Origin of the sequence: Pseudomonas sp. (assembly GCF_049300855.1) — a bacterium.
Lineage (GTDB): Bacteria > Pseudomonadota > Gammaproteobacteria > Pseudomonadales > Pseudomonadaceae > Aquipseudomonas.
Genome location: NZ_JBAQKH010000042.1, coordinates 243,632 through 268,233, shown reverse-complemented (window position 1 = coordinate 268,233; position 24,602 = coordinate 243,632). Strand labels below are relative to the sequence as shown.

Annotated in this window: 26 protein-coding genes and 1 riboswitch; of the genes, 10 read left to right on the top strand and 16 right to left on the bottom strand. The window is 59.6% G+C overall.

What is annotated here, in order from left to right:
* Nucleotide 1 precedes the first annotated feature (1 nt).
* On the top strand, nt 2-583 hold the full coding sequence (locus tag WA225_RS22595) for a hypothetical protein (RefSeq protein WP_422609685.1): 582 nt from the start codon (nt 2-4) through the stop codon (nt 581-583).
* A gap of 33 nt (nt 584-616) precedes the next feature.
* Here the strand turns inward: WA225_RS22595 and WA225_RS22590 are convergent, their stop codons facing one another.
* From WA225_RS22590 to WA225_RS22555, 8 genes are all read right to left on the bottom strand, one after another.
* A complete protein-coding gene (locus WA225_RS22590) occupies nt 617-775 on the bottom strand; it encodes a DUF2986 domain-containing protein (RefSeq protein WP_422609684.1) in 159 nt (52 codons plus the stop codon).
* A gap of 161 nt (nt 776-936) precedes the next feature.
* On the bottom strand, nt 937-1,845 hold the full coding sequence (locus WA225_RS22585; RefSeq protein WP_422609683.1) for an alpha/beta fold hydrolase: 909 nt from the start codon (nt 1,843-1,845) through the stop codon (nt 937-939).
* Nucleotides 1,846-1,968: 123 nt separating this feature from the next.
* The gene (locus tag WA225_RS22580) at nt 1,969-3,510 is read right to left on the bottom strand and encodes a class I SAM-dependent methyltransferase (RefSeq protein WP_422609682.1); all 1,542 of its coding nucleotides are present in this window, start codon (nt 3,508-3,510) and stop codon (nt 1,969-1,971) included.
* Between the two features lie 60 nt (nt 3,511-3,570).
* A complete protein-coding gene (locus WA225_RS22575) occupies nt 3,571-4,260 on the bottom strand; it encodes a phytanoyl-CoA dioxygenase family protein (protein ID WP_422609681.1) in 690 nt (229 codons plus the stop codon).
* Nucleotides 4,257-4,685 (bottom strand): hypothetical protein, encoded by a 429-nt coding sequence (locus WA225_RS22570; RefSeq protein WP_422609680.1) that lies wholly within the window; start codon nt 4,683-4,685, stop codon nt 4,257-4,259. The genes WA225_RS22575 and WA225_RS22570 overlap by 4 nt, the downstream gene beginning before the upstream one ends.
* The gene (locus tag WA225_RS22565) at nt 4,682-5,167 is read right to left on the bottom strand and encodes a GNAT family N-acetyltransferase (RefSeq protein ID WP_422609679.1); all 486 of its coding nucleotides are present in this window, start codon (nt 5,165-5,167) and stop codon (nt 4,682-4,684) included. The genes WA225_RS22570 and WA225_RS22565 overlap by 4 nt, the downstream gene beginning before the upstream one ends.
* Nucleotides 5,168-5,386: 219 nt before the next feature.
* A complete protein-coding gene (locus tag WA225_RS22560; protein WP_422609678.1) occupies nt 5,387-5,707 on the bottom strand; it encodes an isochorismate lyase in 321 nt (106 codons plus the stop codon).
* A 227-nt stretch (nt 5,708-5,934) separates the two neighbouring features.
* A complete protein-coding gene (locus WA225_RS22555) occupies nt 5,935-6,411 on the bottom strand; it encodes a hemerythrin domain-containing protein (RefSeq protein WP_034155440.1) in 477 nt (158 codons plus the stop codon).
* A 317-nt stretch (nt 6,412-6,728) separates the two neighbouring features.
* Here WA225_RS22555 and WA225_RS22550 point away from each other — a divergent pair, with 317 nt between their 5' ends.
* On the top strand, nt 6,729-7,955 hold the full coding sequence (locus WA225_RS22550) for a zinc-dependent alcohol dehydrogenase (RefSeq protein ID WP_422609677.1): 1,227 nt from the start codon (nt 6,729-6,731) through the stop codon (nt 7,953-7,955).
* Nucleotides 7,956-8,014: 59 nt separating this feature from the next.
* On the opposite strand, the gene WA225_RS22545 is transcribed toward WA225_RS22550, so the two are convergent.
* The 5 genes from WA225_RS22545 to WA225_RS22525 form a co-directional block, all read right to left on the bottom strand.
* Nucleotides 8,015-8,218 (bottom strand): PLD nuclease N-terminal domain-containing protein, encoded by a 204-nt coding sequence (locus WA225_RS22545; protein WP_397481060.1) that lies wholly within the window; start codon nt 8,216-8,218, stop codon nt 8,015-8,017.
* 50 nt (nt 8,219-8,268) lie between these two features.
* Complete coding sequence (locus WA225_RS22540; RefSeq protein WP_422609676.1) at nt 8,269-9,195, bottom strand: ABC transporter substrate-binding protein; 927 nt, start codon at nt 9,193-9,195, stop codon at nt 8,269-8,271.
* Entirely contained in the window at nt 9,192-9,551 is a 360-nt protein-coding gene (locus WA225_RS22535; RefSeq protein ID WP_422609675.1) for a (2Fe-2S) ferredoxin domain-containing protein, read from the bottom strand. Before WA225_RS22535 ends, WA225_RS22540 begins: the two co-directional genes overlap by 4 nt.
* Nucleotides 9,551-11,488 (bottom strand): TonB-dependent receptor plug domain-containing protein, encoded by a 1,938-nt coding sequence (locus tag WA225_RS22530; protein WP_422609674.1) that lies wholly within the window; start codon nt 11,486-11,488, stop codon nt 9,551-9,553. The genes WA225_RS22535 and WA225_RS22530 overlap by 1 nt, the downstream gene beginning before the upstream one ends.
* Before the next feature lie 92 nt (nt 11,489-11,580).
* A riboswitch (cobalamin riboswitch) is annotated at nt 11,581-11,786 on the bottom strand.
* Between the two features lie 45 nt (nt 11,787-11,831).
* Nucleotides 11,832-12,725, bottom strand: coding sequence for a LysR family transcriptional regulator (locus WA225_RS22525; protein WP_422609673.1), 894 nt, complete (start codon nt 12,723-12,725; stop codon nt 11,832-11,834).
* A gap of 110 nt (nt 12,726-12,835) precedes the next feature.
* Here WA225_RS22525 and WA225_RS22520 point away from each other — a divergent pair, with 110 nt between their 5' ends.
* From WA225_RS22520 to mdeB, 5 genes are read left to right on the top strand one after another with little or no spacing between them, the layout of a single operon-like run.
* Nucleotides 12,836-13,843: a zinc-binding alcohol dehydrogenase family protein gene (locus tag WA225_RS22520; RefSeq protein ID WP_422609672.1), complete on the top strand. Its 1,008-nt coding sequence runs from the start codon at nt 12,836-12,838 to the stop codon at nt 13,841-13,843.
* Between the two features lie 48 nt (nt 13,844-13,891).
* Nucleotides 13,892-15,064 (top strand): L-dopachrome tautomerase-related protein, encoded by a 1,173-nt coding sequence (locus WA225_RS22515; RefSeq protein WP_422609671.1) that lies wholly within the window; start codon nt 13,892-13,894, stop codon nt 15,062-15,064.
* 54 nt (nt 15,065-15,118) lie between these two features.
* Nucleotides 15,119-15,772 (top strand): oxygen-insensitive NAD(P)H nitroreductase, encoded by a 654-nt coding sequence (gene nfsB / locus WA225_RS22510; RefSeq protein ID WP_422609670.1) that lies wholly within the window; start codon nt 15,119-15,121, stop codon nt 15,770-15,772.
* Nucleotides 15,773-15,799: 27 nt separating this feature from the next.
* Nucleotides 15,800-16,108 carry a putative quinol monooxygenase gene (locus WA225_RS22505; RefSeq protein WP_422609669.1) on the top strand — a complete coding sequence of 103 codons (309 nt, stop codon included), beginning with the start codon at nt 15,800-15,802 and terminating at the stop codon, nt 16,106-16,108.
* Between the two features lie 36 nt (nt 16,109-16,144).
* Nucleotides 16,145-18,808 (top strand): alpha-ketoglutarate dehydrogenase, encoded by a 2,664-nt coding sequence (gene mdeB, locus WA225_RS22500; protein WP_422609668.1) that lies wholly within the window; start codon nt 16,145-16,147, stop codon nt 18,806-18,808.
* 231 nt (nt 18,809-19,039) lie between these two features.
* Here the strand turns inward: mdeB and WA225_RS22495 are convergent, their stop codons facing one another.
* Nucleotides 19,040-20,626, bottom strand: coding sequence for an EAL domain-containing protein (locus tag WA225_RS22495; protein WP_422609667.1), 1,587 nt, complete (start codon nt 20,624-20,626; stop codon nt 19,040-19,042).
* A gap of 270 nt (nt 20,627-20,896) precedes the next feature.
* On the opposite strand from WA225_RS22495, the gene WA225_RS22490 reads away from it, so the two are divergent.
* Together WA225_RS22490 and WA225_RS22485 are read left to right on the top strand one after the other, a co-directional pair.
* Nucleotides 20,897-22,024, top strand: a complete 1,128-nt coding sequence (locus WA225_RS22490; RefSeq protein ID WP_422609666.1) for a saccharopine dehydrogenase family protein — start codon at nt 20,897-20,899, stop codon at nt 22,022-22,024.
* 1 nt (nt 22,025) lies between these two features.
* Nucleotides 22,026-22,517 (top strand): DUF2269 family protein, encoded by a 492-nt coding sequence (locus tag WA225_RS22485; protein WP_422609665.1) that lies wholly within the window; start codon nt 22,026-22,028, stop codon nt 22,515-22,517.
* Here the strand turns inward: WA225_RS22485 and WA225_RS22480 are convergent.
* The gene (locus WA225_RS22480; RefSeq protein ID WP_422609664.1) at nt 22,501-22,968 is read right to left on the bottom strand and encodes a thiol-disulfide oxidoreductase DCC family protein; all 468 of its coding nucleotides are present in this window, start codon (nt 22,966-22,968) and stop codon (nt 22,501-22,503) included. The genes WA225_RS22485 and WA225_RS22480 overlap by 17 nt on opposite strands.
* A 270-nt stretch (nt 22,969-23,238) precedes the next feature.
* Here WA225_RS22480 and WA225_RS22475 point away from each other — a divergent pair, with 270 nt between their 5' ends.
* Nucleotides 23,239-23,814, top strand: coding sequence for a hypothetical protein (locus tag WA225_RS22475; RefSeq protein WP_422609663.1), 576 nt, complete (start codon nt 23,239-23,241; stop codon nt 23,812-23,814).
* Nucleotides 23,815-24,014: 200 nt separating this feature from the next.
* Here the strand turns inward: WA225_RS22475 and WA225_RS22470 are convergent, their stop codons facing one another.
* A complete protein-coding gene (locus WA225_RS22470) occupies nt 24,015-24,383 on the bottom strand; it encodes a DUF6124 family protein (protein ID WP_422609662.1) in 369 nt (122 codons plus the stop codon).
* Nucleotides 24,384-24,602: the final 219 nt, after the last annotated feature.

Genomic DNA, 24,602 nt, shown 5'->3' with positions numbered 1-24,602 from the left:
AATGCGCGCGTTGTCATTGCTATCGTCTCTCAAGTTCCCGGCCGTGCTCCTGCTGGCCGGCCTCAGCACTGCCTGTTCCAACTACCACTACAAAAATTACCAGGCCGAATGGGCGCCGGAGTCGATGACCCCGTATGACCTGTCTAATCATCAGGCCGATGCGCCGGTGGTTTACTTCGCGACCACGCGCTATCGCGCGCTCGGCGTGCCGTTTCATCGCTTGTTATTGGCCACGCATGTTGATGACCAGCTGCTGGAGGGCGCTGGCCGGCGGTCGATCCTCGACGTGTCCGGCATGCAGGCACTGCGCCTGACGCCGGGCAAACATTCGCTGACGTGGTGCTGGGCATCGATGAATGGCTTGGGCACCGGCGGCGCCAGATGTGGCTTTGAAGCTCGCGATGTCGAGTTCCGCGCAGGCCAGCGTTACATCGTCGACTTCTCCACGCGCGAAGGCATCAGTGGCGCTCGGGGCCGTGAGGTGATGAGCATCGCCGTCGATTCCGAAATTCGCAATCTCGACACTCAAGAAGTGCTGTATCCGCCCAAAGGCGTCGCTGAGGCGCAGTTGCAGGCGGATTGACCTGCGGGTCTGATCGACGCCTGCAAGCGTCGATCAGCCCTCGGTTGCCTCGACGGGTTGCGCAGCGGCCTCTGCTTCCAGTTTCGCCCGGTCAGCCTTGCTGATGTACCTGGTTTTTTTCGGTGCCAGTTTGGCGCTGGCCTTTTTGGCCTTTTCCTTGAACAACTGCTTGAGTTTCTTTTGGCGATTCATGGTTTCTATCCGGCTTACGGTTTGAATATCGATTAGCGAAGGGCGCAAACGTGCACATCAAGGGGCGAGCCCATAAACGAACAGACGCTCCACGTTTGCTCCTTTCGCTCGAAAAGGGGCGAATCCTGACGTAAGCCTCGGGCCAAGGCAACGCCAATTCTTCACATCGCGATAAAGTCGCGCACGGCCTTGATGGTCGGCGCGGGTGCTTCTTCCATCAACCAATGTCCCGCCGCCGGAATCACCACCTCAGTCACGTTGTCGGCAGCATTGCGCATGACGATCGCTTCGTTGTTGCCGAAGGACTTTTCACCACCGACCGCCAGCACCGGCATGCTCAGGTGTTTCTGCAGAACGGGGGCGTTGTCGAGGGCATCCTGACGAATGCTGCGAAACTGGGCGAACGCGGCGTGCATGGCGCCGGGGCGCGCATACAGTTTGGCGTAATGCTGGCGGGTGCCTTCATCGACTTTGGCGGGCGTGCCGGCGAATTCATTCCAGAAGCGGTCGAGGTAAATGCGCTCGCGCCCGGCCACAAGTCGCTCCATATCCGCGCCGCCGAAGTCGAAGTGCCAGAGCATCGGCGAGCGGACAATGTCGTTCCACGGCGTGATGCCGGGCACGGGGGCATCCATCACCACCAGCCGCTCGGTGCGCTCGGGATAACGCGCGGCGTAAGCGAAGGCGACCATGGTGCCGATGTCGTGGCCGATGACCACCGAGTGCTCGATCTTCAGTGCGCTCAACACCTGGCGGATGTCCGCGGCCTGGGTTTTCTTGTCATAGCCGCCGTCGGGAATTGACGACAGGCCCATGCCACGCAGATCCGGCACCACCACGGTGTGGTCACGCGCCAGATCCGCTGCCAGCGGTGCCCACATGTCGCCGGTGTCGCCAAAGCCATGCAACAGCACCACGGCCGGACCTTTGCCGCCGACACGCACATGCATGGTCGCGCCTTCGACTTTGATGTCTTGAGTGTGGAAGGTCGCGGGGAACGGCGTGACATCCGCTTGCGCCGCTAGGCTCAAGGCGAATAGGGCGAGGCCGGTCAACAGCGGGCGAGTCATGGCGAAGTCTCCAGGCGTGATTGCGATGGAGACAGCGTAGACGTATCGGTCAGGGGCGGTGGAATAAACCAAGCGGGTGGCAGGCGATTTCCTGGCTGCACAACTGCGCGCCACCCACCTCGATCAGACGATTTTCAAAGCACTCAGCACGATCAGCGACTGCTCGGCAAATGCCTGGGCCTGTTCGGTCAGTGCGGCAATGTTGGCTTCGGCGGTGGTCAGCGGTTTGCCGTCCTTGAGCAACACTTCGTTCTGATCGGCGATGACGCTCCACGCCAGTTGCGCCCACTCCGCCGGGTGCTGTTTGCCTTGGCGGATCGCAATCAGGAACAGTTGCTGGAAGCGGCTGACCGTGACGCCACCACCGGTGACCGGACTGCTCAACACCTGAATGTCGGCGTTGAACAGCGCGCGCTTGCACAGTTGCAAGTTGAACGCGGCGCAGCGTTCGTACACCAGTGCCTCGGCGGCTTCGCTCTGGCAAGGGGCGACCGCGCCCATGCCGACCAGGATGGCGATGGCTTGTTCCAGATCGTCATAGGCCATTGGCGACACCGCTTCGAGCAATTGCTGCAGCGTTTTGGCTTCACACGTCTGGCCCGCGAGTGCATCGAGAACCGGGCCGTAAATTTCCGCTTGCAGTGACGCTTCGCCAGCGGGGCCGGTAACGCTCGATGCGACGTTTTCGGGCGCCTGCATCAGGACAAATCGCGTATTGAGCAGGCGCGACCGGCGCTCGGTCGCGCAGAGTCGGTTGGCACCGCGCACGTACAGATCGCGGCGGAAAGCCTGGTTGACGAAGTAGTCACGTGCCTGTTCGCGCATCACCGGATGCTCGATAGCGTCGAGAAAGGCCAGGCCTTCGGCGCTCAGATTGAGTGCGTCGACCGAATCCAGCGGCACCGCCGTCGTGACGTAATCGAGCTTGGCCGGGGCCAGCACATCGACCATGTCGGCGAAATACATGCAGTTCCAGTCGCGATTGAAATATTCGTGGGCGACGTATCGGCGGTCCTGGCCTTTGATGGTTTGCAGCCGGGCGCCGAGGCTCGGTGCGGCCAAGGCGTACTTGGGGTTGGCCGCCAGCAGCGCTTCGGAAAACTGCAATGCGGCATCAATGCGCTGATCGGGCCGCGTCGAGTGATTGGCAAAGCGGTCGTGCAGGCTGAACAATTGGCGCAACGGCGCTGAAGGCGACCAGCCCGGGAAGGCGTTGTAGCTGACATACAGATGACCACCCGGTTTCAGGTGGCGGCGGGCGAATTCGACAATCAGTTTCTGGTTGTCGCGGCTGACCCAGGTCCAGATGCCATGCAGGCTGATGCTGTCGAACTGCGGCAAATCATGGCGCGCCAGCAGTTGCTCGAAGCTGTCGTCATACAGTCGCGCGCCGTTGTTGCTGAGCGCTGCAAGTTCAATGGCGTGAGCGGCTTGACCGGGGTGGAAGTCCGTACCGACGAAGCCGGCCGGGTTGGCCGTGGCGTGAATATTGATCGACACACCCTGACCGAAGCCGAGTTCGCAGTGATAGCCGTCAGGATTGTCCAGGCCGGCAAAACCACGCAACAACAGGCAGTAACGCTGGAATACCGGATTGATCTCCCGGCTATAGCTGTAGGTGTAGCCTTCGTCGGTGAAATAACCTTCGTTCCAGGCGTTGCTCATGGGTGCAGCCTCTTGAATCGTAAGTGAAAGTGGCTCTTGTACGGAGGTGGACTTTCGCCGCTAAAACCTCTCGGTGTCCACCAGGATGTTGTCGGCAGGATCGAACCATTCGATAGGGTCCATGCGGATATTTCGCAGGCTCACGGTCTGCTGGTGAGACGCGTAAAGCGGCTCGGCCCAATAGTTGATCAGAATCGAGCGCCGGCGCGCGCCCGACAGATTCCGACTGCTCGCATGCAGCAAGTCGACATCGAGCAGCAGAATGTCACCCGCGCGGCCCGAAAGCTGGAGCGACTGCGACTCGTCATTCAAGTCCACGGCGGGCGCTTCCGGTTCGGGGCGATGGCTGCCGGGGACGATACGGGTTGCGCCGTTGTCGTGGCCATAATCATCGAAAAAGGCCAGGGCCACCACGCTGTCGCCGGGGCGCTGGGCCGATAAATCACGGTGCAGTTGTTGATGACCACCACCGGCGAGCGGTTCGCGACCTTCCACTTGCGAGAGGAAAAAGCGTTCGGCGATCAGCTCACCGACCACCGCCAGCACCTCTGGCAAACGGCACACCGCGCGAACCGTCGGATCATTGTCGAGCAGCGCATGGCGCCAGTCCTGTCCGCGTGGCACCGGCCATTGCGCGGACGGTATGACGCCCGCCTCGAACGCCGCGCGCAGGTCATCCAGCCACTGCGCCGGAATCGCGCGACGGAGCAGGGCGTAGCCATCGCGCTGGAGTTTTTCGCGGTCTGTCATGGCGACCTCGCGGATGTGCAATCGGACGGGGTAGTACCAATCGGGATCAGGCCGACGCTGACGTTGTGGTCGTTGACATAACCCCAACCCACGGGCGCGCCGAACGCCACCAGATCATAGATCTCGCTTTCGCCCAGTAACTGGTCAGTGCGATTGTCATACAAACGAAAAAAAGCCGGAATTTCCCAGCGGATAAACCAGCTTCGGTCCTGGGGATCATCGGGATGCGATTGCGGGTGAAAGGAGTTGGGCAGCAGCCAGTAAGGTCGGAACTGCTGGACGCGGAAGCAGCCATCGGGACTGATATGTGCCGCGCCTTGGGGCGTGCCGAGCGCTTTTTGCCACCACTGGGACGCCGTCCACAGGCCCGCGTAAAAAATCAGCAGGCCGAGGACAATCGACACGAGTCGGTGTTGACCGGTCATGACAAGCGCATGCCCATTTCGAAGGCACGGGGCTCGAAGCCGAACTCCGCATACAGACGGGCCGCGCGTTCGTTGAATGACCAGACCGTCAGGCGCAAGTCCTGCGCATCCTGTTCGATGGCCCAGTCTTTAACCCGTTGAATCAGCGCACGACCAATGCCTTTACCCCAGAACGGTTCGGCGACACACACCGAGCCGATGCGCACGACGTTCTGCGGTTGCATCAACGGCCCTGCGCTGGCCGAAAGACTGGCGGTAATGAACGCCACGGCCTGATCGGCAACGCTGGCGAGAAACACGACATGGCCCGGCTTCTCGAAAACGCCGGACCAGTGCGGCAAATCACGGGAAAAGTCTGCGGTCGCGGCGGCGTAAATATCCGGGCGGGCCTCGTGGTGTACCGAGTTGAGCAACTGGCCCAACTCGCACATTTTCAATGCGTCGTCAGGTGTGGCGAGGCGGCAGGTAATGCTTGCTTGCATGATGACTTCCGTTTCCAGTTGTAGCCTGTGATGAGAACCGATCGGTTGAACGGTGTAACCGCTACCTATCCTGCGATAGACGGCGAGATAAAGCATCCCCAAAGGTTGTGGGCAGTTCAATGAGGAAGTCTGACCCGGGAAGCACCTGGGTTGCTTTTTCAAGCCAATCTGTACATTGATGTCAGCCTACGGAGCAAACGGAAGAGTGCGCCAGTCTGGTCAGCTTTCCGTCTGTTGCGCCGCCCAGTGCTTCATCTCTTCAGCAATGAAGTGATTGACCAGGTCGCTGTACATTTTTTCAATCGCATCTGCATTCAAGCCTTCGTTTTCGGCCCAGTCGCGACGGGTTGCCAACATCGCTTGAAAACGCTCCGGTGCCCGCACCGAGGTTGCCGAGGTCTTGAACTTCGAGGCAGCGAGTACGTACTGAAAGCGCTTGCCCAGCAGTTTGATCACCGCTTGATCGAGTCGGTCGATTTCACTTCGAATGTCCTGCATGTCCGCGCAGTCGGCGGGTTGTAATGCGTTGATGACGTCCATGTGCGTTGGTCTCTCTTCGGGTGGTTGATAGCGTTGCGGATAATACGTTGCGCGTGCAAATCCGTTGCAACAAGAAGTCGGCAAGTCTAAGTCAAACGCCCTGTGAGTTCTGAAAACTCGCGTCGTACTTCGCGTTTCAATTCATTGGCTGGTGGATCCTGCAGGAGGCTAGAGACTCGAGCATCAAAAAAGCCCGGCTAAAGCCGGGCTCGTAGAATTTCAACGTTTCAAGCGGCCATATTCCCAGCGGCCATTTCCTTCTTGCAGCTGGCCTTCATGGCTTCCATCTGCGCGCCCAGCTCTTCGAGTTTTTCCTTGCCCAAGAGCTTTTTCGCCTGAGGAAACATTTCCGTTTCTTCCTCTTCGATATGGTGCTCGAGCAGTTCCTTGACCACTTTCACCCGGCCGGAAAATTCCGGGGTACCCGGGTCGGTCAGTTTCAGATCGGGCAGCACCAGGGAATCGACAGTGCGGTGTTCTTCCTTGGCTTCGAAGTACATGACGTCCTGTTCCTTGCTGCCGGCGGCCTTGAACGCGGGGTAGAGGATTTCTTCTTCGAGGCGGGTATGGATGGAGATTTCCATTTCCAGTTTGCCCAACAGCTCCACACGTTTTTTCAGTGCCCGCTCGGTTGAATCGCTCAGTTGGCTGAGGATGTCTTTGACTTTTGCATGATCGGCTTTGAGAAGGTCGATGGCGTTCATTATGAGTTGCCTCTGCTGTCACGGAGTGAACACAGTCCGTTGTCTCACGGATCTGTGAATGCCCTGAACCCACAGCATTTGGCGTGCCAGTCCCTGACAGATGTTCAAGCGCGATGGATCAAGGACTTGCTCCGGCGCAGGCAAAAAGCCTTCGTGCAGCCTGCATGAAACGGCGTTGCAGGCATTGCAGATCACGGCTTCGCCACAAGTCATGACCCGCTGATCCGATTGTGCGAAAGCGATCTGAACTCGTTTTGGCATTGCTCTGCCGTATGGAAGACAGCAGCCATCTCACTCAAGCGATCGAGGAACTCACCATGCGAGCAATGACCTATCACGGCGCCCATGACGTCAGAGTCGAAACCGTGCCGGACCCGAAACTGGAAGCCGCCGACGACATCATTTTGCGGGTGACGGCCACGGCGATTTGCGGCTCGGATCTGCACTTGTATCGGGGCAAGATTCCGACCGTCGAGCATGGCGATATCTTCGGCCATGAGTTCATGGGCATCGTCGAGGAAACCGGTTCGGCGGTGACGGCGGTGCAGCCCGGTGACCGCGTGGTGATTCCGTTCGTGATTGCCTGCGGCGATTGTTTTTTCTGTCAGCAGGAACTGTATGCCGCGTGCGAAACCACCAACACCGGCCCCGGCTCGGCGATGAACAAGAAAATCATCCCGCCACCCGCCGCGCTGTTTGGCTATAGCCGTCTGTACGGTGGAATCCCTGGAGGCCAAGCAGAACTGGTGCGGGTGCCGAAGGCCAATTTGGGGCCGTTCAAAGTGCCGGGGACACTCTCGGACGAGAAGGTATTGTTCCTCTCGGACATTTTGCCAACCGCCTGGCAAGCCGTGACCAATACGGGCATCGGTCAGGGTTCAAGCATTGCAATTTACGGTGCGGGACCGGTTGGCCTGCTCAGTGCGGCATGCGCGAAAATGCTCGGCGCCGAACGCATTTTCATGGTCGATCACCACCCGTATCGGCTCGATTACGCGCAGCGCACCTATGGCGTGATACCGATCAACTTCGATGACGACGATGACCCGGCTGATACCATTATTCGCCAGACTCCGGGCAGTCGTGGCGTCGATGCAGTAATTGATGCCGTGGGGTTCGAAGCCAAGGGCAGCACCACCGAAACGATCCTTGCCACGCTCAAGCTTGAAGGCAGCAGCGGCAAAGCGTTGCGCCAGTGCATTGCTGCCGTGCGACGCGGCGGGGTAGTGAGCGTGCCGGGCGTGTATTCGGGTTTCATCCACGGCTTTCTGTTCGGCGATGCCTTCGACAAGGGACTAACGTTCAAAATGGGCCAGACCCATGTGCAGCGCTACTTGCCTGAGCTGCTCGGCTACATCGAAACCGGCGCCTTGCAGCCCGACGCGATCATCACGCATCGGCTGTCCCTTGAGCAGGCCGCCGAAGGCTACAAGATTTTCGATAAAAAAGAGGAAAACTGCCGCAAGGTCATCCTGACTCCCGGCAGCAGTGACGTGCCGCTGGCGCAGATGGAGGAGATGCCGCCGTTGGTGCCTGTCAGTTGATCAACCTTCAATAGCGGGGAGTTGCCAACGGCAAGCCCCGCACGACGGATAGAGTCAGCTTAGGACGCCGATTGCTGACGGACATGCTTGGGCCCCGCCAACGCCCAGGCAATCAAGCCAAACAGCGGCACAAACACGATCAGCACAATCCACACGCCTTTATTGCTCGATTTCCCCTCGCTCTTGCGCACCCGATTGATGGCCCAGAGTTCGATAAGCAGAAGAACTGCCGCCAGTACGATCCACACGGTTTCGATTTGCATTGGCTACCTCCTGATGGTCTGTGCGTTAGGTGGCATGCGGTGGGGCAGGTTCATTTATTTTTGTTCAACGCATTGAGCTGGCGGGCCAGATCGAGCGCCACTCGACCGCTGTTGAGGGTGGGCAGCAGATGCGTGAAGGGGATGTCGATCAGGCGGTTTTCGCGTACAGCACGCAGTTGCGAGAGCACCGGGTCGTGGGTCAGCAGATAACGTTTGCGGCTGGCCGGCGACCATTGCGCATCGGCCAGCAGAATGACGTCCGGGTCGCTGGCCAACAGGCTTTCGCTGTTGACGGTCACTCGATAGAGATTGATGTCGGCAAACACATTGCGCGCCCCGACGGCGGCCAGCAGCGGCGTGACAAAACCGCGTCGGCCTTCGCTGTCGAGGCCTTTGACCTCGCTGTCGAGATAGAACACCGACAGCGGTTTGCCCGCACCGGCCAGGGCTTTGGCGCTGGCGAGATCGGCGTCCATGGCTTCGCTCAATTGCCGCGCCTGTGGCTGTTTGTGCAGCAGCTTGCCCAGGTTCAGCAAGTCCTTGCGCACCTGCGCGAAGTAATCCAGCGAATGGCCGTTGCAGGCTGATTCCAGCAAATAGGAGCCGACACCGTTGCGCGCCAGCCCTGAGCGGGAAGTCACGCCGGTTCCGAACGCCGTGGCAAAACCACCGATCACCAGATCCGGCTTCTGCGCGTACAACACCTCGCTGGACGGGTACTGCCGTGCGATCACCGGCACGCCGAAATACTCCGAGGGCCGCTGCCCGGTTGCAGTGTCATCCAGATAGGCCACACCGACCAACGAGGGCCCCGCACCCAACGCCAGCACGATGTCGGCCGCATGCTGATTGAGCGCCACAATTCGCGCGGGCGGGGTTGGCGCCAGTCGCCAGTTTTCGCCGCAATTGCTGAAACTGTCGGCCAGCACCGCTGACGAGCAGAGCAGGGCGCCGAGCAAACACCAGAGCGCTCTCATGCGCGCACCTTGATCAGCAAATCCTCGACCACTTCGCCGCCGACCAGATGCCCGTCGACCAACCGCTGCACGTCTGCCTTGCTGTGCACGCCATACCAGCAGCGTTCCGGATACACCGTCACAATTGGCCCCAGATTGCACGGGAACTGGCAGTGCGTGCGGGTCAGCAAGACGCCGCCCGGCGTCTCGATGCGATCGTGCGCGAGCAACTGCCGGCGCAGGGTTTTCCATAACTGCAAGGCGCCGCGCTGGGTACAGCGCGGGCCGGTGCAAAGGAACACATGGCGCGCATGCTCGGGTACATGCGACCAGTCCGGGTGCGTGTCGACGCCGTCGACGGTTTTGATCTCACTCATCAGAAGCGGTACGTGTAGCGCACTTCGGAGGTGAACGGCCGGCCGAGGTTGTCGACGTTACTCGAACGGCTGGTGACGTAATCGCGGTCGAACAGGTTCTCCACCAGCAGGCTCACGCGGTGTTGGTGGGCGTTGTCGAGGTAGCGATAAGCGTCGGCATCGACCACCGAATAGTGGCCGTACTCGACCTGTTTCGAACTGGTGATGTCGCGCAGGTAGCGGATCGCGCCACCGGCACCCCACAGTCGATTTTCCGATTCATAACCCAGCCGCGAACGGGCGAAGAAACTCGGGATGTCGTTGAGGGTCGCCCCTGTACGCGACTCGGTGAGGTTGCGGGTCATGTCCGCCTGCACGCTCCATTGATCGTTGAGCGCCAGTTTCGCGTCAGCTTCGAAACCACGCATGCGCACCTGACCTTCACCGTTGACCCACTGAACGTCGTCGAGGGTGATCAGGTCGTCGATCTTGCGTTTGAACAGGGTCACGCTGGCGCTGAATTCGCGATCCAGCAGAAAGCCCTTGTAGTCGACACCCAGCTCCGCGTTGCGGCTTTTCTCCGGCTTGAGATTGCGGTTGCCGATCTCGTCGCCCGGTTCGTTGACGAACAGTTGCTCGGCGTTTGGCAGTTTGTAGGCGCTGCCGTATTGGCCGCGCACCGACCAGTTGTCGTTGAGGTCATACAGCGAAGTGAGCATGCCGACCGTGGCACCGTCGCCGCCGCTCATGGCTTCGTGACGCACGCCGAGGCTCGGGTGCCAGTTCGGCAAGGCGTCGATCTGCGGGCGCAATTGCGTGTAGACGGCGTGGGCTTCGGCCTTGTCGTTGTCGATGACCAGCACATCGTCCTGGCCCTTGAACCATTGGTTGTCCGTGCCGAACACCAGTACATGGCCACCGGGCAATTCAGCCTTGCCCTCGGCCTGCACCCCCCAATCGGTGAAGCCCCAATAGTCGTTGTGGTTGATGACCTTGGTGCCGCCGCCGGCGACGTTGTTGACGCGCGTGTAGCGGGTGTCCCAGTCGTTGATATGGCCTTTGACGAAGTAGCTCAGACGCTCGTTGATGTTCTGTTCGAACGTCGCTGTGGCGATCTGCTGCACACGATCGTTGGTGGTCTTGTGGTTGTCGACCGGGCGGGCGAAATCGAGATTGGCGTCGGCGTATTGGTAGAACAGTTCCAGCCGCGAATCATCGCCGAACGATTGGATTGCCTTGCCGCCGAACGTGGTGACTTCGTAGGCGCGATCCTTGCCGGAGTCGTTTTTCATGTCGCGGTTGCGATACGGCTGGTAACCGTCGGAGACGTTGTGGCTGACGTACGCCAGCAAACCGAGATCACCGAAACCGTTGCTGAAGATATTCTCGACCCGCGCATCTTCGGTGGTGCCGCCAAAGCTATCCACGCCCAGGTTCACCTCGCCGGAGGCTTTGCGGCTCTGCGGGCTGCGGGTGACGATGTTGATCACACCCGAGACGGCTTGGGTGCCGAACAACAGGCTCTGGCCACCCTTGAGCACTTCGATGCGCTCGATGGCGTTGGCCGGCAGGGTATCCAGATACAGGCCGCCGTACAGGCGATTGTTCAGGCGCACGCCGTCGAGCAGGATCAGCGTGTCGTCATTGCGCCCGCCGAGCAACGAATAAGTGCCGTAGTCGAACGGACCGTTTTTCGGCGCAACGTAGAGGCCGGGAATGAACATCTGCATCACGCGGCTGACATCGGCGCTGGGGCCGGCGCGTTCGATCTGCTCGCGGCTGACGACCTCGACCTTGCTGCCGAACTTCGCCATGTCGGCGACGGTGGTGGATTCCACGGACGGTGCAGATACGATTTGCTGATTGAGTTCCAGCGGCGCGTCGTCGGCCAGCAGCAACGGGCTGAACAGGCAGCCAAGGAACAGGGTTGGAGCACAAGTGTTGAAAGGTCGAATCATTGTCTTCTCGAAAAGGATCTTCGCAGAAGAGCATGCAGGAGAAGGCATCGCGCACAGCCAATACCGGCCCATGCCCGCCCACCGCAGGATTTTGCCAAACAGCATTTCAGGCCGGTCTCCGGGCTCGCGCGTATCGAGGCTTTCACCTTCCCATGGCCGTCTGGCCACAGTGGTGTATCGAAAGCATCACGCGCCTACCGTTGCGGGGGCAGCACCGGACTTGTTCGAAAAGAACGTACCGGTTTCCCGTTTCACCCCATGCACGGCGGCAGGGGGCACCTGAAACAGGGCGGCATCTGAACATCCGACGGGCGGTTCGTCAATGTGGCAACACGAGAGGGGGCTATTGGATGCGTTCCAGAGCGGCAAACTGACCACTCAGAAACGTATAAAGCTGAGACACCGCCGGGGTGATCTGCTTGCGATGTGGACAAACCAGACTCAACGGTGAGGCATTGCCGGGGAAATCCTTCAGCAGCACGATCAGTCGTCCTGCGATCACGTCTGCACTGACGTCCAGCCAGGATTTGTTGGCGATGCCTTCGCCGCTCAACGCCCAGCGGCGCACGACGTCGGCGTCGTCGCTGAACATCGGTCCCGAGACCTGGATCGTTTCACTGCCAAGGCTCCACTTGTCGTAGACCCGGCCACCTTGCTGGTAAAGCAGGCAAGGGTGGTTATGCAGATCGTCGGGTGTTTGCGGGTATCCGTGGCGCTCCACGTATTCCGGTGCCGCGACCAGCACCCGGCGGTTCCACGGTGCCAGCGGCAGCGCCACGTAGTTGGCATCTTCATTCGAGCCGTATCGAATCGCTACGTCTACCGGGTCGCGAAACAAGTCAGCCATCTGGTCCGACAGGGAAAATCGCAAGGTCAGTTCCGGGTGCTGGCGGCGAAACAGCGTGAGCCACGGCAGCAAAATGTTGCGCCCCAGATCGGACGGCGCCGTCACTTGCAGCACGCCGCGCAACGTGGCGTTTTCACCGCGCAGGTTTTCCTTGCCTTGCTTGAGCGCCTCCAGCACCGAGTGGGCGGTGGGCAAGTATTGCTCGCCCTCGGCGGTTAATCGCAGGCTGCGGGTGGTGCGGGCAAACAGGCGCACGTCCAGCTCGCGCTCCAGACGCTTGATCGCCGCGGCAACCTGACCGGGCAGCAAATCCGCCTCAAGGGCGGCAGCGGTGAAGCTGCCCAGCGCGGCGCTACGGGTGAACAAACCAAGATCATCAATGCGGATCATTTTCACTCCTGCAGTGAAAGTGTTGGCCCATTCTGCTGGTTTTTCTTTGTGCGTGGGAAGTCGAAGATGGCGGCAAGTGAGCACATCAGCTCTTCAGACAGCGAGTTTCCATGAAAGCCATCACCTTCACCCAACACGCTTTGCCCATTGAAGATCCGCAATCGTTGCAGGATATCGACCTGCCGGTGCCGACTCCCGGCCGACGGGATTTGCTCGTGGAAGTTCGTGCGGTGTCGGTCAATCCGGTCGATACCAAAGTGCGCGCCGGCACTTTCACCAAAGAACCGAAAATCCTCGGCTGGGATGCCGCCGGTATCGTCCGCGAGGTCGGCGCTGACGTTACGCTGTTTCAGCCTGGCGACGAAGTGTTCTACGCAGGCTCCCTTGCCCGTACCGGCAGTTATAGCGAATTTCACCTGGTGGACGAGCGAATCGTCGGGCACAAACCGCGTTCGTTAAGTGCGGCGGATGCGGCGGCATTGCCGTTGACGTCGATCACCGCCTGGGAACTGTTGTTCGACCGCCTCGGTGTCACCGAAGGTTCAGGGCAGGGCAAGTGCCTGTTGATCACGGGGGCAGCGGGCGGCGTCGGTTCGATGCTGGTGCAACTGGCCCGACAGCTGACGCGGCTTACCGTCATCGGCACCGCCTCGCGGCAGGAAACGGCTGACTGGGTCCGGCAATTGGGCGCGCATCACGTCATCGATCACAGTCAGCCGCTGCTCGCACAGTTGCAGGCACTGGGCATTGACGAGGTCAGCCATGTCGCCAGCCTGAGCCATACCGAGGAGCATTTTGCGCAACTGATCGAAGTGCTTCGGCCACAAGGGCGTCTGGGCGTGATCGACGATCCTGAACGCCTCGACGTGATGCCGCTCAAGCGCAAGTCGCTGTCGCTGCACTGGGAGCTGATGTTCACCCGTTCGCTGTACGAAACCCCGGACATGATTGAGCAGCATCACCTGCTCAATCGCGTCAGCGATCTGATTGACCAAGGCATTTTGCAAACGACGGTCGGTGAACATTTTGGCGCGATCAACGCGGCCAACATGCGCCGTGCCCATGCCTTGGTCGAGAGCGGCAAGGCCCGAGGCAAACTGGTACTCGAAGGTTTCTGATTTCATTCATTCAGACAGGCCTGCATGCGGGCCGGTCAGGAGCAGCTCATGCGTATGAAAAAGCTTTCTGCTGCATTGGTCATGGTCATGGCGGCGCCGTTCGCCCATGCAATCAACGCCGTCGCGTTGCCGGCCAATGCTCCCGCCGACCGATCCTTCGGCACGCTTGAACAGGTGCATGCGTTCTACGACGCGATGCCCACCGGCGTGACCGTCACCGAGACCGGGCGCATCTTCGTCAACTTCCCGCGTTGGGGCGACAACGTGCCGTTCACCGTGGGCGAGATCCGCGACGGTAAAGTCGTGGCTTACCCGAACGCGGCGATCAACCAGGAAAACCTCAACGATTCCAGTGATGGTCTGATCAGCGTACAAAGCGTAGTGGCCGACGGCCGGGGCCGAGTCTGGTTGCTCGATACCGCCGCGCCGGGTTTCGCCGACCCAAAACCCAAAGGCGCGAAGCTGATCGCGGTGGACCTGGTCACCAACCAGATCGTCAAGCGTCTGGTGTTCCCGGACAACGTCATGTTGCCGAGCACCTACGTCAACGACATGCGTTTCGACTTTCGCACAGGCCCCGAGGGGACGGTCTATCTCACTGACTCGTCCCTGCGCGGGCCGGGCGCGATCATCGTCATGGACATCGCCAGCGGCAGTGCCATGCGCCGTTTGAGCGGTGTGCCGGCAACCTCGGTCGACCCGACGTTTGTCCCGGTGGTTGAAGGCCTGCCACTCACTGTTGAAGGTCCGGATGGCAAGCGCAAACCGCTGGGCGTGGCCTCGGACGGCATCGCGCTGTCAGCGGACGGCAAGACGCTGTATTTCACGCCGCTGTCGAGTCGGCACCTGTATTCGGTGGCCACCGCGTTGCTGCGTGATGCCAACTTCAGTGAACAGCAACTGACGGCTGCCGTGCAGGATCTGGGGGAGAAGGGCGCATCCGATGGTCTGGAGGCTGACGCCGCCGGCGCCATCTATGCCGGCGATTACGAGCACAACGCGATCCGCAAGCGCCTTCCCGACGGCCAATGGCAAACGCTGGTCCATGACCCGCGTCTGCTGTGGCCAGACACATTGTCGATTGGCCCCGACGGCTATCTGTATTTCATCGCCAACCAGTTGCACCGCCAGGCGGCATTTCGTTCCGGGCAGGATCAGCGGCAAAAACCTTACAGCCTGATGCGTCTGAAGATCGACGCCGCGCCGGCGCCGACGCGCTGATTTTCAAGCTGCATCGAGTTCTGCGTTTTCACTTTTCAGATCAGGAGTTCAATCATGGATCTCGTATCTCTGGCCAAGCGCCGATTCACCACAAAAGTTTTCGATGCCGACCGCAAGATTCCCAGGCACACACTGGAGTTGCTGCTGGAACAACTGCGCAACAGCCCGTCGTCGGTCAACTCTCAGCCTTGGCATTTCGTGGTTGCCGAGAGTGATCAGAGCCGGGCGCGAATCGCCCACAGTACCCAGGGACCGTTCAGCTTCAATCAGCCGAAAATACTCAACGCGTCGCACGTCATCGTCTTTTGCACTCGCACGCATCTGCCGGAGGAATACCTGCAAGCGTTGCTGGCTCAGGAAGCCATGGACGGGCGTTTTCACAATGCCGAGGCGCGAGCAGGGCAGGAGCGTGGACGGCGCGGTTTTGTCGATCTGCATCGCTTCGATCAGAAAGACCTGCAGCACTGGATGGAAAAGCAGACCTACCTCGCGCTGGGCACATTGCTGCTGGGTGCCGCCTCGCTGGGTATCGACGCGACGCCGATGGAAGGTTTCGACAGCAAAGTCCTCGACAGTGAACTGGGCCTGCGCGAACAGGGCTTCACCAGTCTGGTTGTGGTGAGCCTGGGCTATCACAGCAGCGAAGACTTCAACGCAAGCCTGCCCAAGTCCCGATTGCCGTCACAGTCGCTGTTTACCTTTCTCTGAATGCAACCGGTCCCTGGAGTATTGAAGATGAGCAAGTCTGCAGAAGCATTGATCTCGATTGCCGTGCTCAAGGCCAGGTCAGGCCAGGAACAGGCCTTGAAACAAGGCTTGCTGGCGCTGGTTGAACCGACACGCGCAGAGCCGGGCAATCTCGACTATGTGTTGTTTGAACTGCGCGATCAGCGCGGCACGTTCTACATGCGCGAGGCCTTCAAGGATCAGGCGGCACTGGATGCGCATTTCGCCATGCCTTACTTCAAGCGCTTTGCCGCGGCGGCAGATGACCTGCTGGAGGAGCCACTGCAGCTGATATTTCTTGAGCACGTCTCGAACTGATCCAGTCATCCATTCAACCTGTCAGGGTGTGCAGCCATGAAAGATTCCGCGCAACGGCCAACCCACGGAACGCCGGTTCACGAAGACATCGATGCCATTGAAACCAATGAGTGGCTGGAAGCCCTGGCAGGTGTCGCGAAAGTCGGCGGCAGACCGCGCGTGCGGTTCTTGCTGTTGCGCCTGGCCGAGCAGGCCAGCCGTCTCGGCGTGCAAACCACGGCGAGTGCGTATTCGCTGTACCAGAACACCATCGCGCTTGAGCAGCAGCCGGTTTATCCCGGGGATCTGGTGATGGAGGAGCGCATCACCTCGATCATTCGCTGGAACGCCCTGGCCATGGTCGCGAAGGCGAACAAGGCCTATGGCGAATTGGGTGGTCACATCGCCAGTTATGCCTCGGCGGCGGAAATTTTCGAGGTCGGCTTCAATCACTTTTTCCGTGCCGACAGCGAAGCCGAGCGCGGTGATCTGGTTTATTTCCAGGCGCACTCTGCGCCCGGGGTGTACGCGCGGGCCTTTCTTGAAGGGCGTTTGCAGGCGTCGCAACTGGAGCGTTACCGGCAAGAAGTGAAGGGCGGCGGATTGTGTTCCTATCCGCATCCCTGGCTGATGCCTGACTTCTGGCAGTTTCCCACGGGCTCAATGGGGATTGGCCCGATCAATGCGATTTACCAGGCACGGTTCCTGCGGTATTTGCAGCATCGTGGGATTGCCTCGACGGAGGGGCGGCATGTCTGGGGCGTTTTTGGTGATGGCGAGATGGACGAGCCGGAATCCATCGCCGCGCTTTCGCTGGCCGCGCGGGAGAGTCTCGACAACGTCACCTTCGTGATCAACTGCAATCTGCAGCGTCTCGACGGCCCCGTACGCGGCAACGGGCAAATCGTTCAGGAACTGGAGTCTCTGTTCAGCGGCGCCGGCTGGAACGTGATCAAAGTGTTGTGGGGTTCGGACTGGGACCCATTGTTTGCCCGCGATGACGGTCATGCACTGTTGCGCCACTTCGCCGGGATGGTGGATGGCGAGTACCAGAATCTGGGGGCTAATGACGGTGCGTATAACCGCAGCCATTTCTTCGACCAGGACCCGCAGTTGCAGGCGTTGGTTGCAGACATGAGCCCGGAGCAGATCGATGCGTTGCGCCGGGGCGGTCACGACTTTCGTAAGCTGCATGCCGCGTTCGAGGCCGCGCGCAAGCACAAGGGCAGGCCGACCGTGGTGCTCGCCAAAACCAAGAAAGGTTTCGGCATGGGCCAGATCGGCGAATCGCGCAACACCTCGCACCAGCAGAAAAAACTCGATGTCGAGGTGCTCAAGGCCTTCCGTGATCGCTTCGCCTTGCCGCTGGATGATGAGGCCGTGGCACAAATGCGCTTCTACAAACCGGCCGACGACAGCCCCGAGCTGCGATATCTGCATCAGCAGCGCCGGGCACTCGGCGGTTACCTGCCCAAGCGCAACGGTGTGGCTGCACCCATAACGGTGCCACCGCTGGAGAGCTATGGCGGTTTTGCGCTGAAGGCCGATGAGCGTGAAAACTCGACGACCATGGCCGTGGTGCGATTGTTCACCCATCTGATCAAGGACAAACAATTGGGGCCACGCATTGTTCCGATTGTCGCCGATGAAGCGCGCACATTCGGCATGGCCAATCTGTTCCGGCAGATCGGGATTTATTCATCTGTCGGCCAGTTGTACGAGCCGGAAGATGCCGGCGCGCTGCTCTATTACAAGGAATCGACCGATGGGCAACTGCTCGAAGAGGGCATCACCGAAGCCGGTGCAATTTCTTCCTGGATCGCTGCGGCTACGTCCTACAGCGTCAATGGCGAGCCGATGCTGCCGTTCTACATCTACTACTCGATGTTCGGTTTTCAGCGCATCGGCGATCTGATCTGGGCAGCGGCCGACCAACGCGCCAGAGGCTTTTTGATCGGCGCCACATCGGGGCGCACAACGCTGGCCGGTGAAGGACTGCAGCACCAGGACGGCTCCAGTCAGTTGATGGCAGCCACTGTGCCCAACTGCCGCGCCTACGACCCGGCATTTGCCAGCGAAGCGGCGGTGATCATCGACCATGGCAGCCGACGCATGCTTGAGCAACAAGAGGATGAGTTCTATTACCTGACGGTAACCAACGAGAACTACGTTCAGGCCTCACTCGAGCCAGAGCAATACGCGGACGTGATTCGCGGCATGCGCCTCTATGCCCGCTATGGCGAGGAAGTACCGGCGGTTCGTTTACTGGGTTCAGGAGCGATTCTGCGCGAGGTGATTGCTGCCGCGCACATGCTGGATCAAGAGTGGCAAGTCAGCAGCGAAGTGTGGAGCGTGACCAGCTTCTCTGAACTCGCCCGCGATGCCCGCGAGGTGCAGCGTCAGCAAGTGTTTGGCGGCGATGTCGAGTGCCAGAGTCACCTGCTGCACTGTCTGCCCGGTGACGCTCCAGTGGTGGCGGCCAGTGATTACGTGCGTGCCTATGCACAATTGGTGGTGCCATATTTACAGGCGCCGTGCATCTGCCTGGGCACCGACGGATTTGGACGCAGCGACACACGCGCGGCGTTGCGCAGCTTTTTTGAAGTGGATCGCTATCACATCGTTTTGGCGGCGCTTGCTTCGATCGATCCGCAGGCACATGCCCAGGCTCGGGCGAAATACGCTATCAACGCCGACGCCGAAGCCCCCTGGAACTGCTGAGCCTGCACGTCGTGTGTCCCTTCTTTCATCAACCAACAGCAGAGGCGGATTTTGGCGGAAATCCGCTACCCGGTGGCGCCAAACTGGTCGCCATCGACCTGGTTGAAAAGCGTGTGCTGCAACGTTATCGGTTTTCTGCTGAAGTCGCCCTGCCTGGCAGTTACATTGATGACGTTCGTTTTGCGGGCCAGCATGCCTTTCTGACTACGGTAGGGGCAGGAAACCGTACACCTACTGGAGCACGGGCTCCTGCGCATCATGATCAATCACAACGCTCGCCTGTTCTTGATAGAACCGCTGAAACTCTTCGGCCGGCATCGGTTTGGCAAACAACCAGCCCTGACCGAAATGCACACCGTGAGCGCGCAGGTAATCCAGCTGCGCCGGGGTTTCGATGCCTTCGGCGACAATCTGCAGGCGCATGCTCTTGGCCATTTCGATGATGTGGTTGATCACCGAACCGGCGCCAGGGGCCTGGCCAATGCTGTCGACGAACGACTTGTCGATCTTCAGCACATCCAGCGGTAATTGCTGCAAGTGTTGAAGGCTGGAGAAACCGGTGCCGAAATCGTCGATGGCGGCCAGATAACCCAGTGCGCGGGCCTGATTGACGGTGTGGCGGGCCGAGTCGATTTCGACAAAACCGCGTTCGGTGGCTTCCAGCCAGATTTGATGCGCACGCACGCCGGTCTGGCTCAACGCAGCTTCCAGCTTGGGCAGAAAACGGCCACTGCACACGTCCTTGGCGGCCAGATTGATCGCCACGTGCAAATCGCGCTGTTCGACCAGCAGCGCGCCGAGATCGCGCATCACACACTCGATCACTTGATCGGTGATCGGCAGGATCAGGCCGCTGTGTTCGGCCATCGGAATGAACGCGTCGGGTCGCACCAGCCTGCCGTCCGGACGTTGCCAGCGCACCAGTGCCTCGGCACCGATGCAGGTCCCTTCGCTCAAATCCATGATCGGCTGGTAATGAACGACGAACTCACGATTGCGCACGGCTTGCTGCAGTTCGGCCAGCGGCGACAGGCATTGACGGGTGCGCCGGATGATCAGCAGCGCCAGGATGCCGGCCAGCAACCCGCCGATCGGCAGCAGCAACATCTCCATGCGAATCAGGCCTCGCAGCAACTCCGTGCGCGACAGCGCCGCGATGGCGACCCAATCGCCGCTGTGCACGAGGGTGTAGAGGTAACCATCCTCCAGGCCCGAGGCGGGGCCGGAATGCACGCGTGTCAAAAAATGTTCGGCGCCCGGGCGTGAGACGCCGACCAGATCCCCGGCAGCGGTGCCGACCGCCAGGTGCAAGTCTTCGTCCAGCATCACATGGAGAAATTGCGCGGGATCGACCAGCACATTGAAGGCCGCGTATTGCAGCGCCATCATCGGTTTGGCAGGGACGATGCGCGACTGCACACCGAGAGATATGCGCACACCGTCGGCGGTGGTGAAGTCCTCGCGCCATGGCGCCACGTGATGACCGACTGCGCCCCATGAACCGCAGGCGTAGATCTCTTGCTCGACATAGCCGACGGACTTCACCGAAAACGTGTTGATGGTCAGCAGGCGCATCTCATCGATGCTCTCGGGCGTGCACGGTGCCAGGTGGGATCCGGCGATGGCTTTCAGCGCCCCGGCGGCTTCGTTGAACGTGCCGTTGGCGCGGCTGGAGGCCACGGCGGCGAGGGTTTCCAGACGCTGCTGAGCAGACGCCAGATTGAGCATCCAGGCGAGATAGCCCATCAGAATCACTGGCAGCAAGACACACGGAAACCCCAGGAGAATGCTCCCCCAGACGATGCGTTTTTTATTCATTTGTCGCCACCTTGGCCACAGGCCTGTGACGTGCGCACAGCACGGCTGTTTCCAGCAAAGACAGGTTACGACGGCAGCGGCTTATCGATATTGCTGCAGATCAATGGATGTGATGAATCGATTAAGCCCCAGAACCGGAACCGCGCGTGTCACCGCTGCGTACTCCTCAATACCGCAAATGGTTGGCGAGCAACGGATCTGCATGGCTTGCTGACGTTCCGCCCTATATCCTGCACGCCTGTGTGATGGAACGACTTAGGGAAGAATTGCATGCCGTTCAGGGTGATGGTGGTCGGTGGTTACGGAAATTTCGGCAGCATCGTCTGCCGGCATCTGGCGCTGATGCCGGATGTCGAACTCGTGCTTTCGGGGCGCGATCCGCGCAAGTTGCAAAGCAAACTCGATGAGCTCAACAGCCAATCAGCCAACGTCTGCGCAGGCTGGTGCGGCGACGCCATGGGCGGCGAATTCAAATCCGCATTGAATGCGCTGAACATTCAGTTGGTCGTCCACACCGGCGGGCCGTTTCAAGGGCAAACCTATGCGGTCGCCGAGAGCTGCATCGATGCCGGCGTGAATTATTGCGATTTGGCGGACTGCCGCACTTTCGTCAACGGCATCGACGTGCTCGATGCGCGGGCGAAACAGGCCGGCGTGGCGATTCTCAGTGGTTGCAGCTCGGTGCCGACGCTGTCGTCGGCGATCATCGATGAACAGCGCCAGCGCTTTTCCCGCATCGACTCGATCGAACACGGGATTTCCTCGTCGGCGAAAATGCCCGGGCTGTCGACCATCGAAGGCGTACTCGCCTATGCCGGCAAACCGATCAAACAATTGAAGAACGGCAAGGTGCATGAAGTGTCCGGCTGGCTCGATCTGACCTTGCGTAAAATGCCGCAGATGGGCACGCGGCTGCTGGCCAACGTCGATGTACCGGACATGGACATCTTCGCCAGCCGTTATGGCGCGCAGACCCTGAAGTTCAAGGCCGGCGCCGGGCTTAAACTCGGCGGCATCGCCAACGGCCTGCTGGCTCAGGCACTCAAGGTCGGGCTGGTGCGCGACCATGCCCTATGGGCGGCAAGGCTGCATCGCCTCGGCCTGCGCTTCGAACGTTTCGGCGATGGCAAAAGTGCGATGTACATCGACGTCCAAGGCCTCGGTGTTGACGGCAAACCGCTGTCGATGACCGCGCAACTCACCGCCCTGAACGACAAAGGCCCGGAAATCCCCAGCTGCGCCGCCGTCGCCCTGGCGACAAAAATGGCCTCAGGCTACGTGCCATCTGCCGGCGCCCGACCGTGCGTGGGTGAAATCAGCGTCGCCGAATACATGGCCGCCATCAACGACCCGGCCAACCTGAGCCTGGTGGTGAACTACTCGGACGGGCAGCGCTGACATGCTCTATCTGTGCCTGAAATACCTGCACATCATCGCCGCGATCTTCCTGTTCGGTTTCGGCATGGGCTCCTACCTCTACCTGATCGCCGCCAGCCGCACGCGCAACCCGCAAGTGATTGCCCACGTCGCGCGCATGGTCGTCGGCTTCGACACGTGGATCACCACGCCGGCCGGTTTCGTGCAGATCATCACCGGTTATCTGCTGATGCGCCTGTCGGGGCTGAGCATGAGCACCGAGTGGGTGCTGACGTCGTTGATCATCTTCTTCTGCGTCGGTTCGTTGTGGTTGCCGGTGTTGCTGTTGCAGAAGCGGCTTTATGTGATGGCGTCCAGTGCGTGCGAGGCGGGTGCCGGGCTCGATGAGCAATATCAAGCGGTTTACCGCAAATGGTTCTGGATGGGCGTGCTCGGTTTTTCCGGGATGTTTGTCATCGTGTTGATGATGGTGACGAAGATGACGCCGGTGCAGGTGTTCAGCTTTCTGCTGTAGCTGCAGTGGCTTTCAGGAAGCGCTGTTCATGATCCGGGGTGGGGAGCAGGCAGGTGTCGTATTTGCCGAACAGGCGATAGCGGTTCAGCGCGATACGGTCGTAGGCCCAGTCGCGCAGGCTGCGGGGGAAAATGCGCAGCAACTGCAACGGTTGCCAGCGGGTCGGGAGTTGGCTGATGACTTCGAAGAAGGCGTCGGAACGTTCCCAGTAATGGTGGTCGCGGATGACGGCCATGGTGTCGAATTGATCGATGGGCAGGCCGGCCCATGCCAGTAATGCCTGACCCTCGGGGGATTGCACGGAGGCTAGGCGCACGCGGTGTTGGTGGTCGTGGCGGATCAGGAAGCGCGCCCAGCCGTTGCAAAGTTTGCAGACGCCGTCGAAGAGGACGACGGATTCGCCGGGGGTGAGGAGCGGGGCGGGGGTTGGGCGTTTTATTGAGATGGGCATGGGTGGTCGTTCTGGAAGCTGGGTTTCGATCATAGCGCTGGAAGCAGTGGTTCGCGAAGACAGCATTTAGGCAAAAGCAGGCCATGGACATGCTACGATTTCGCCATTAGTGTACCCAAGGTCATTTCGTTCCCCTTCTGGCCGAGGATCGCGTTTGTCGCGTGAAACTGAAATCAAATAGGGAGTAACACATGGACAGGGAACGTAATCAGACATTGTCGGCTACTCATTACTCCAGACGTGTCGTCTACTTATAGTCAGGCTGCAGATATGCTCCCATTTTTAGAGGCCTTTTGGCCAAACCTAGCTGCCACGCTCATTGGTGTTGTACTCGGCGTTCCAATCGCTTTGGCCTTAAACGAGCTTGTTCTCCGGCGGCAAAGAAGAGTGCAAGCAGAAGACCAACATAGACAAGCGATAGGCTCAATTGAAGTTTTAGTAGCGGCGTGCCGTTACAATATTGGCGTTCTTGAAACGATACGGGTGGCAGCAGAGGAAGGCAAAGTTATGCATAGTCCTGACCTACGGCTCACCGCATGGGAAGTGGTTTCACCTGTACTTTGTACAATTGTTTCAGATTCTGAAGCTCTTCAGATGCTTTCCCACCATTGGCTTAGGCTTAAGCGGATCCAAGCACTAAGTGATGAAATCTTCGCTAGAGAGGTATCAAAGTCATTGCCTCCCATAGAAGATGAGCTAGTAGCTATGGACTTCTGGAAAATCCTCTGGGAAAACGCCCATCACCTTTCTGCGCACGCATCGGAAGCCATCTCTATGCTTGAGCGTATAAAGACAAAGATGGTTAATGCTAGTAATGGCGCTGCTCTTCCATCTAGAAGACGTTAGAGTTGATTTCAAGACATACCGGCTCGACGTGTGTGGTTTTTCCGGCGAATCGGGTCAATCCATCCAAGGCAACTTTCGATCGTTAACTGCCTGCGCTAATTTTACTTCTGATCACATTCTTTCCTTGGTGATGAACAGAAAGAACAACAGGGGGCAGGCCACGTTTTAAAATTGGTTCTGTCCCCGTAGTTGCAAAGGTATCAACTTTTAATCCACCGGCACAAATTATCCAGCGCTCGATTCACCGCCAATTCCCCCAGCATCACCACTTGCGCAATCCCCAGCGCAGTTTTGCGGTGGCCTGGGTCCAGGAGGGCGGCGAAGTTGCAGAGCATTTCGGTGGCTGAGCTGAGGGACTCGCTGGCGTTAACGAGCAGGGATTCGCTGTCGTAGTCGGCGTTGGCCAGGAACATGGGAGCGTGTTTTTGGTCGCTGCCCATGATGCGTTGGGTTGGCGTGAGGTAGTAGTCGAGGGCGCGTTCGGCGGCTTCGTGGAATTTCTTTGAGTCGGGTGATTCGTAGGGGGAGGCCGGATCTGCTTCCGGCGGATTTGGCGTTACTTTGAACATATTCTTCTTTTTCCTGTTATGTGGCCGCCGCACCGAGCTACTAAACAGGGGGTGGCAGCTGTACGCAGGTTAGTAGACCGGGGAAAAGAAGAAAGCCGGCGCGCCCGAGGGCGCCCTACGCACAGCCGCCATCAAGTGCAGGTACGTGAATACCTTTTGACGGACGCTTGTGCACTTTCATTTACCACGGGCTACTAAACCCGATCACTGGGAATCAGT

What these genes read in the sequence shown, in the direction of transcription:
- WA225_RS22580 (WP_422609682.1), bottom strand. Translation starts at nt 3,510, where the DNA reads ATGAGCAACGCCTGGAACGAAGGTTATTTCACCGACGAAGGCTACACC.
- WA225_RS22515 (WP_422609671.1), top strand. Translation starts at nt 13,892, where the DNA reads ATGCGTATGAAAAAGCTTTCTGCTGCATTGGTCATGGTCATGGCGGCG.
- WA225_RS22490 (WP_422609666.1), top strand. Translation starts at nt 20,897, where the DNA reads ATGCCGTTCAGGGTGATGGTGGTCGGTGGTTACGGAAATTTCGGCAGC.
- WA225_RS22505 (WP_422609669.1), top strand. Translation starts at nt 15,800, where the DNA reads ATGAGCAAGTCTGCAGAAGCATTGATCTCGATTGCCGTGCTCAAGGCC.
- WA225_RS22535 (WP_422609675.1), bottom strand. Translation starts at nt 9,551, where the DNA reads ATGAGTGAGATCAAAACCGTCGACGGCGTCGACACGCACCCGGACTGG.
- WA225_RS22530 (WP_422609674.1), bottom strand. Translation starts at nt 11,488, where the DNA reads ATGATTCGACCTTTCAACACTTGTGCTCCAACCCTGTTCCTTGGCTGC.
- WA225_RS22545 (WP_397481060.1), bottom strand. Translation starts at nt 8,218, where the DNA reads ATGCAAATCGAAACCGTGTGGATCGTACTGGCGGCAGTTCTTCTGCTT.
- WA225_RS22475 (WP_422609663.1), top strand. Translation starts at nt 23,239, where the DNA reads ATGCTCCCATTTTTAGAGGCCTTTTGGCCAAACCTAGCTGCCACGCTC.
- WA225_RS22585 (WP_422609683.1), bottom strand. Translation starts at nt 1,845, where the DNA reads ATGACTCGCCCGCTGTTGACCGGCCTCGCCCTATTCGCCTTGAGCCTA.
- nfsB (WP_422609670.1), top strand. Translation starts at nt 15,119, where the DNA reads ATGGATCTCGTATCTCTGGCCAAGCGCCGATTCACCACAAAAGTTTTC.
- WA225_RS22555 (WP_034155440.1), bottom strand. Translation starts at nt 6,411, where the DNA reads ATGAACGCCATCGACCTTCTCAAAGCCGATCATGCAAAAGTCAAAGAC.
- WA225_RS22540 (WP_422609676.1), bottom strand. Translation starts at nt 9,195, where the DNA reads ATGAGAGCGCTCTGGTGTTTGCTCGGCGCCCTGCTCTGCTCGTCAGCG.
- WA225_RS22550 (WP_422609677.1), top strand. Translation starts at nt 6,729, where the DNA reads ATGCGAGCAATGACCTATCACGGCGCCCATGACGTCAGAGTCGAAACC.
- WA225_RS22595 (WP_422609685.1), top strand. Translation starts at nt 2, where the DNA reads ATGCGCGCGTTGTCATTGCTATCGTCTCTCAAGTTCCCGGCCGTGCTC.
- WA225_RS22470 (WP_422609662.1), bottom strand. Translation starts at nt 24,383, where the DNA reads ATGTTCAAAGTAACGCCAAATCCGCCGGAAGCAGATCCGGCCTCCCCC.
- WA225_RS22565 (WP_422609679.1), bottom strand. Translation starts at nt 5,167, where the DNA reads ATGCAAGCAAGCATTACCTGCCGCCTCGCCACACCTGACGACGCATTG.
- WA225_RS22575 (WP_422609681.1), bottom strand. Translation starts at nt 4,260, where the DNA reads ATGACAGACCGCGAAAAACTCCAGCGCGATGGCTACGCCCTGCTCCGT.
- WA225_RS22480 (WP_422609664.1), bottom strand. Translation starts at nt 22,968, where the DNA reads ATGCCCATCTCAATAAAACGCCCAACCCCCGCCCCGCTCCTCACCCCC.
- WA225_RS22495 (WP_422609667.1), bottom strand. Translation starts at nt 20,626, where the DNA reads ATGAATAAAAAACGCATCGTCTGGGGGAGCATTCTCCTGGGGTTTCCG.
- WA225_RS22525 (WP_422609673.1), bottom strand. Translation starts at nt 12,725, where the DNA reads ATGATCCGCATTGATGATCTTGGTTTGTTCACCCGTAGCGCCGCGCTG.
- WA225_RS22560 (WP_422609678.1), bottom strand. Translation starts at nt 5,707, where the DNA reads ATGGACGTCATCAACGCATTACAACCCGCCGACTGCGCGGACATGCAG.
- WA225_RS22520 (WP_422609672.1), top strand. Translation starts at nt 12,836, where the DNA reads ATGAAAGCCATCACCTTCACCCAACACGCTTTGCCCATTGAAGATCCG.
- mdeB (WP_422609668.1), top strand. Translation starts at nt 16,145, where the DNA reads ATGAAAGATTCCGCGCAACGGCCAACCCACGGAACGCCGGTTCACGAA.
- WA225_RS22485 (WP_422609665.1), top strand. Translation starts at nt 22,026, where the DNA reads ATGCTCTATCTGTGCCTGAAATACCTGCACATCATCGCCGCGATCTTC.
- WA225_RS22590 (WP_422609684.1), bottom strand. Translation starts at nt 775, where the DNA reads ATGAATCGCCAAAAGAAACTCAAGCAGTTGTTCAAGGAAAAGGCCAAA.
- WA225_RS22570 (WP_422609680.1), bottom strand. Translation starts at nt 4,685, where the DNA reads ATGACCGGTCAACACCGACTCGTGTCGATTGTCCTCGGCCTGCTGATT.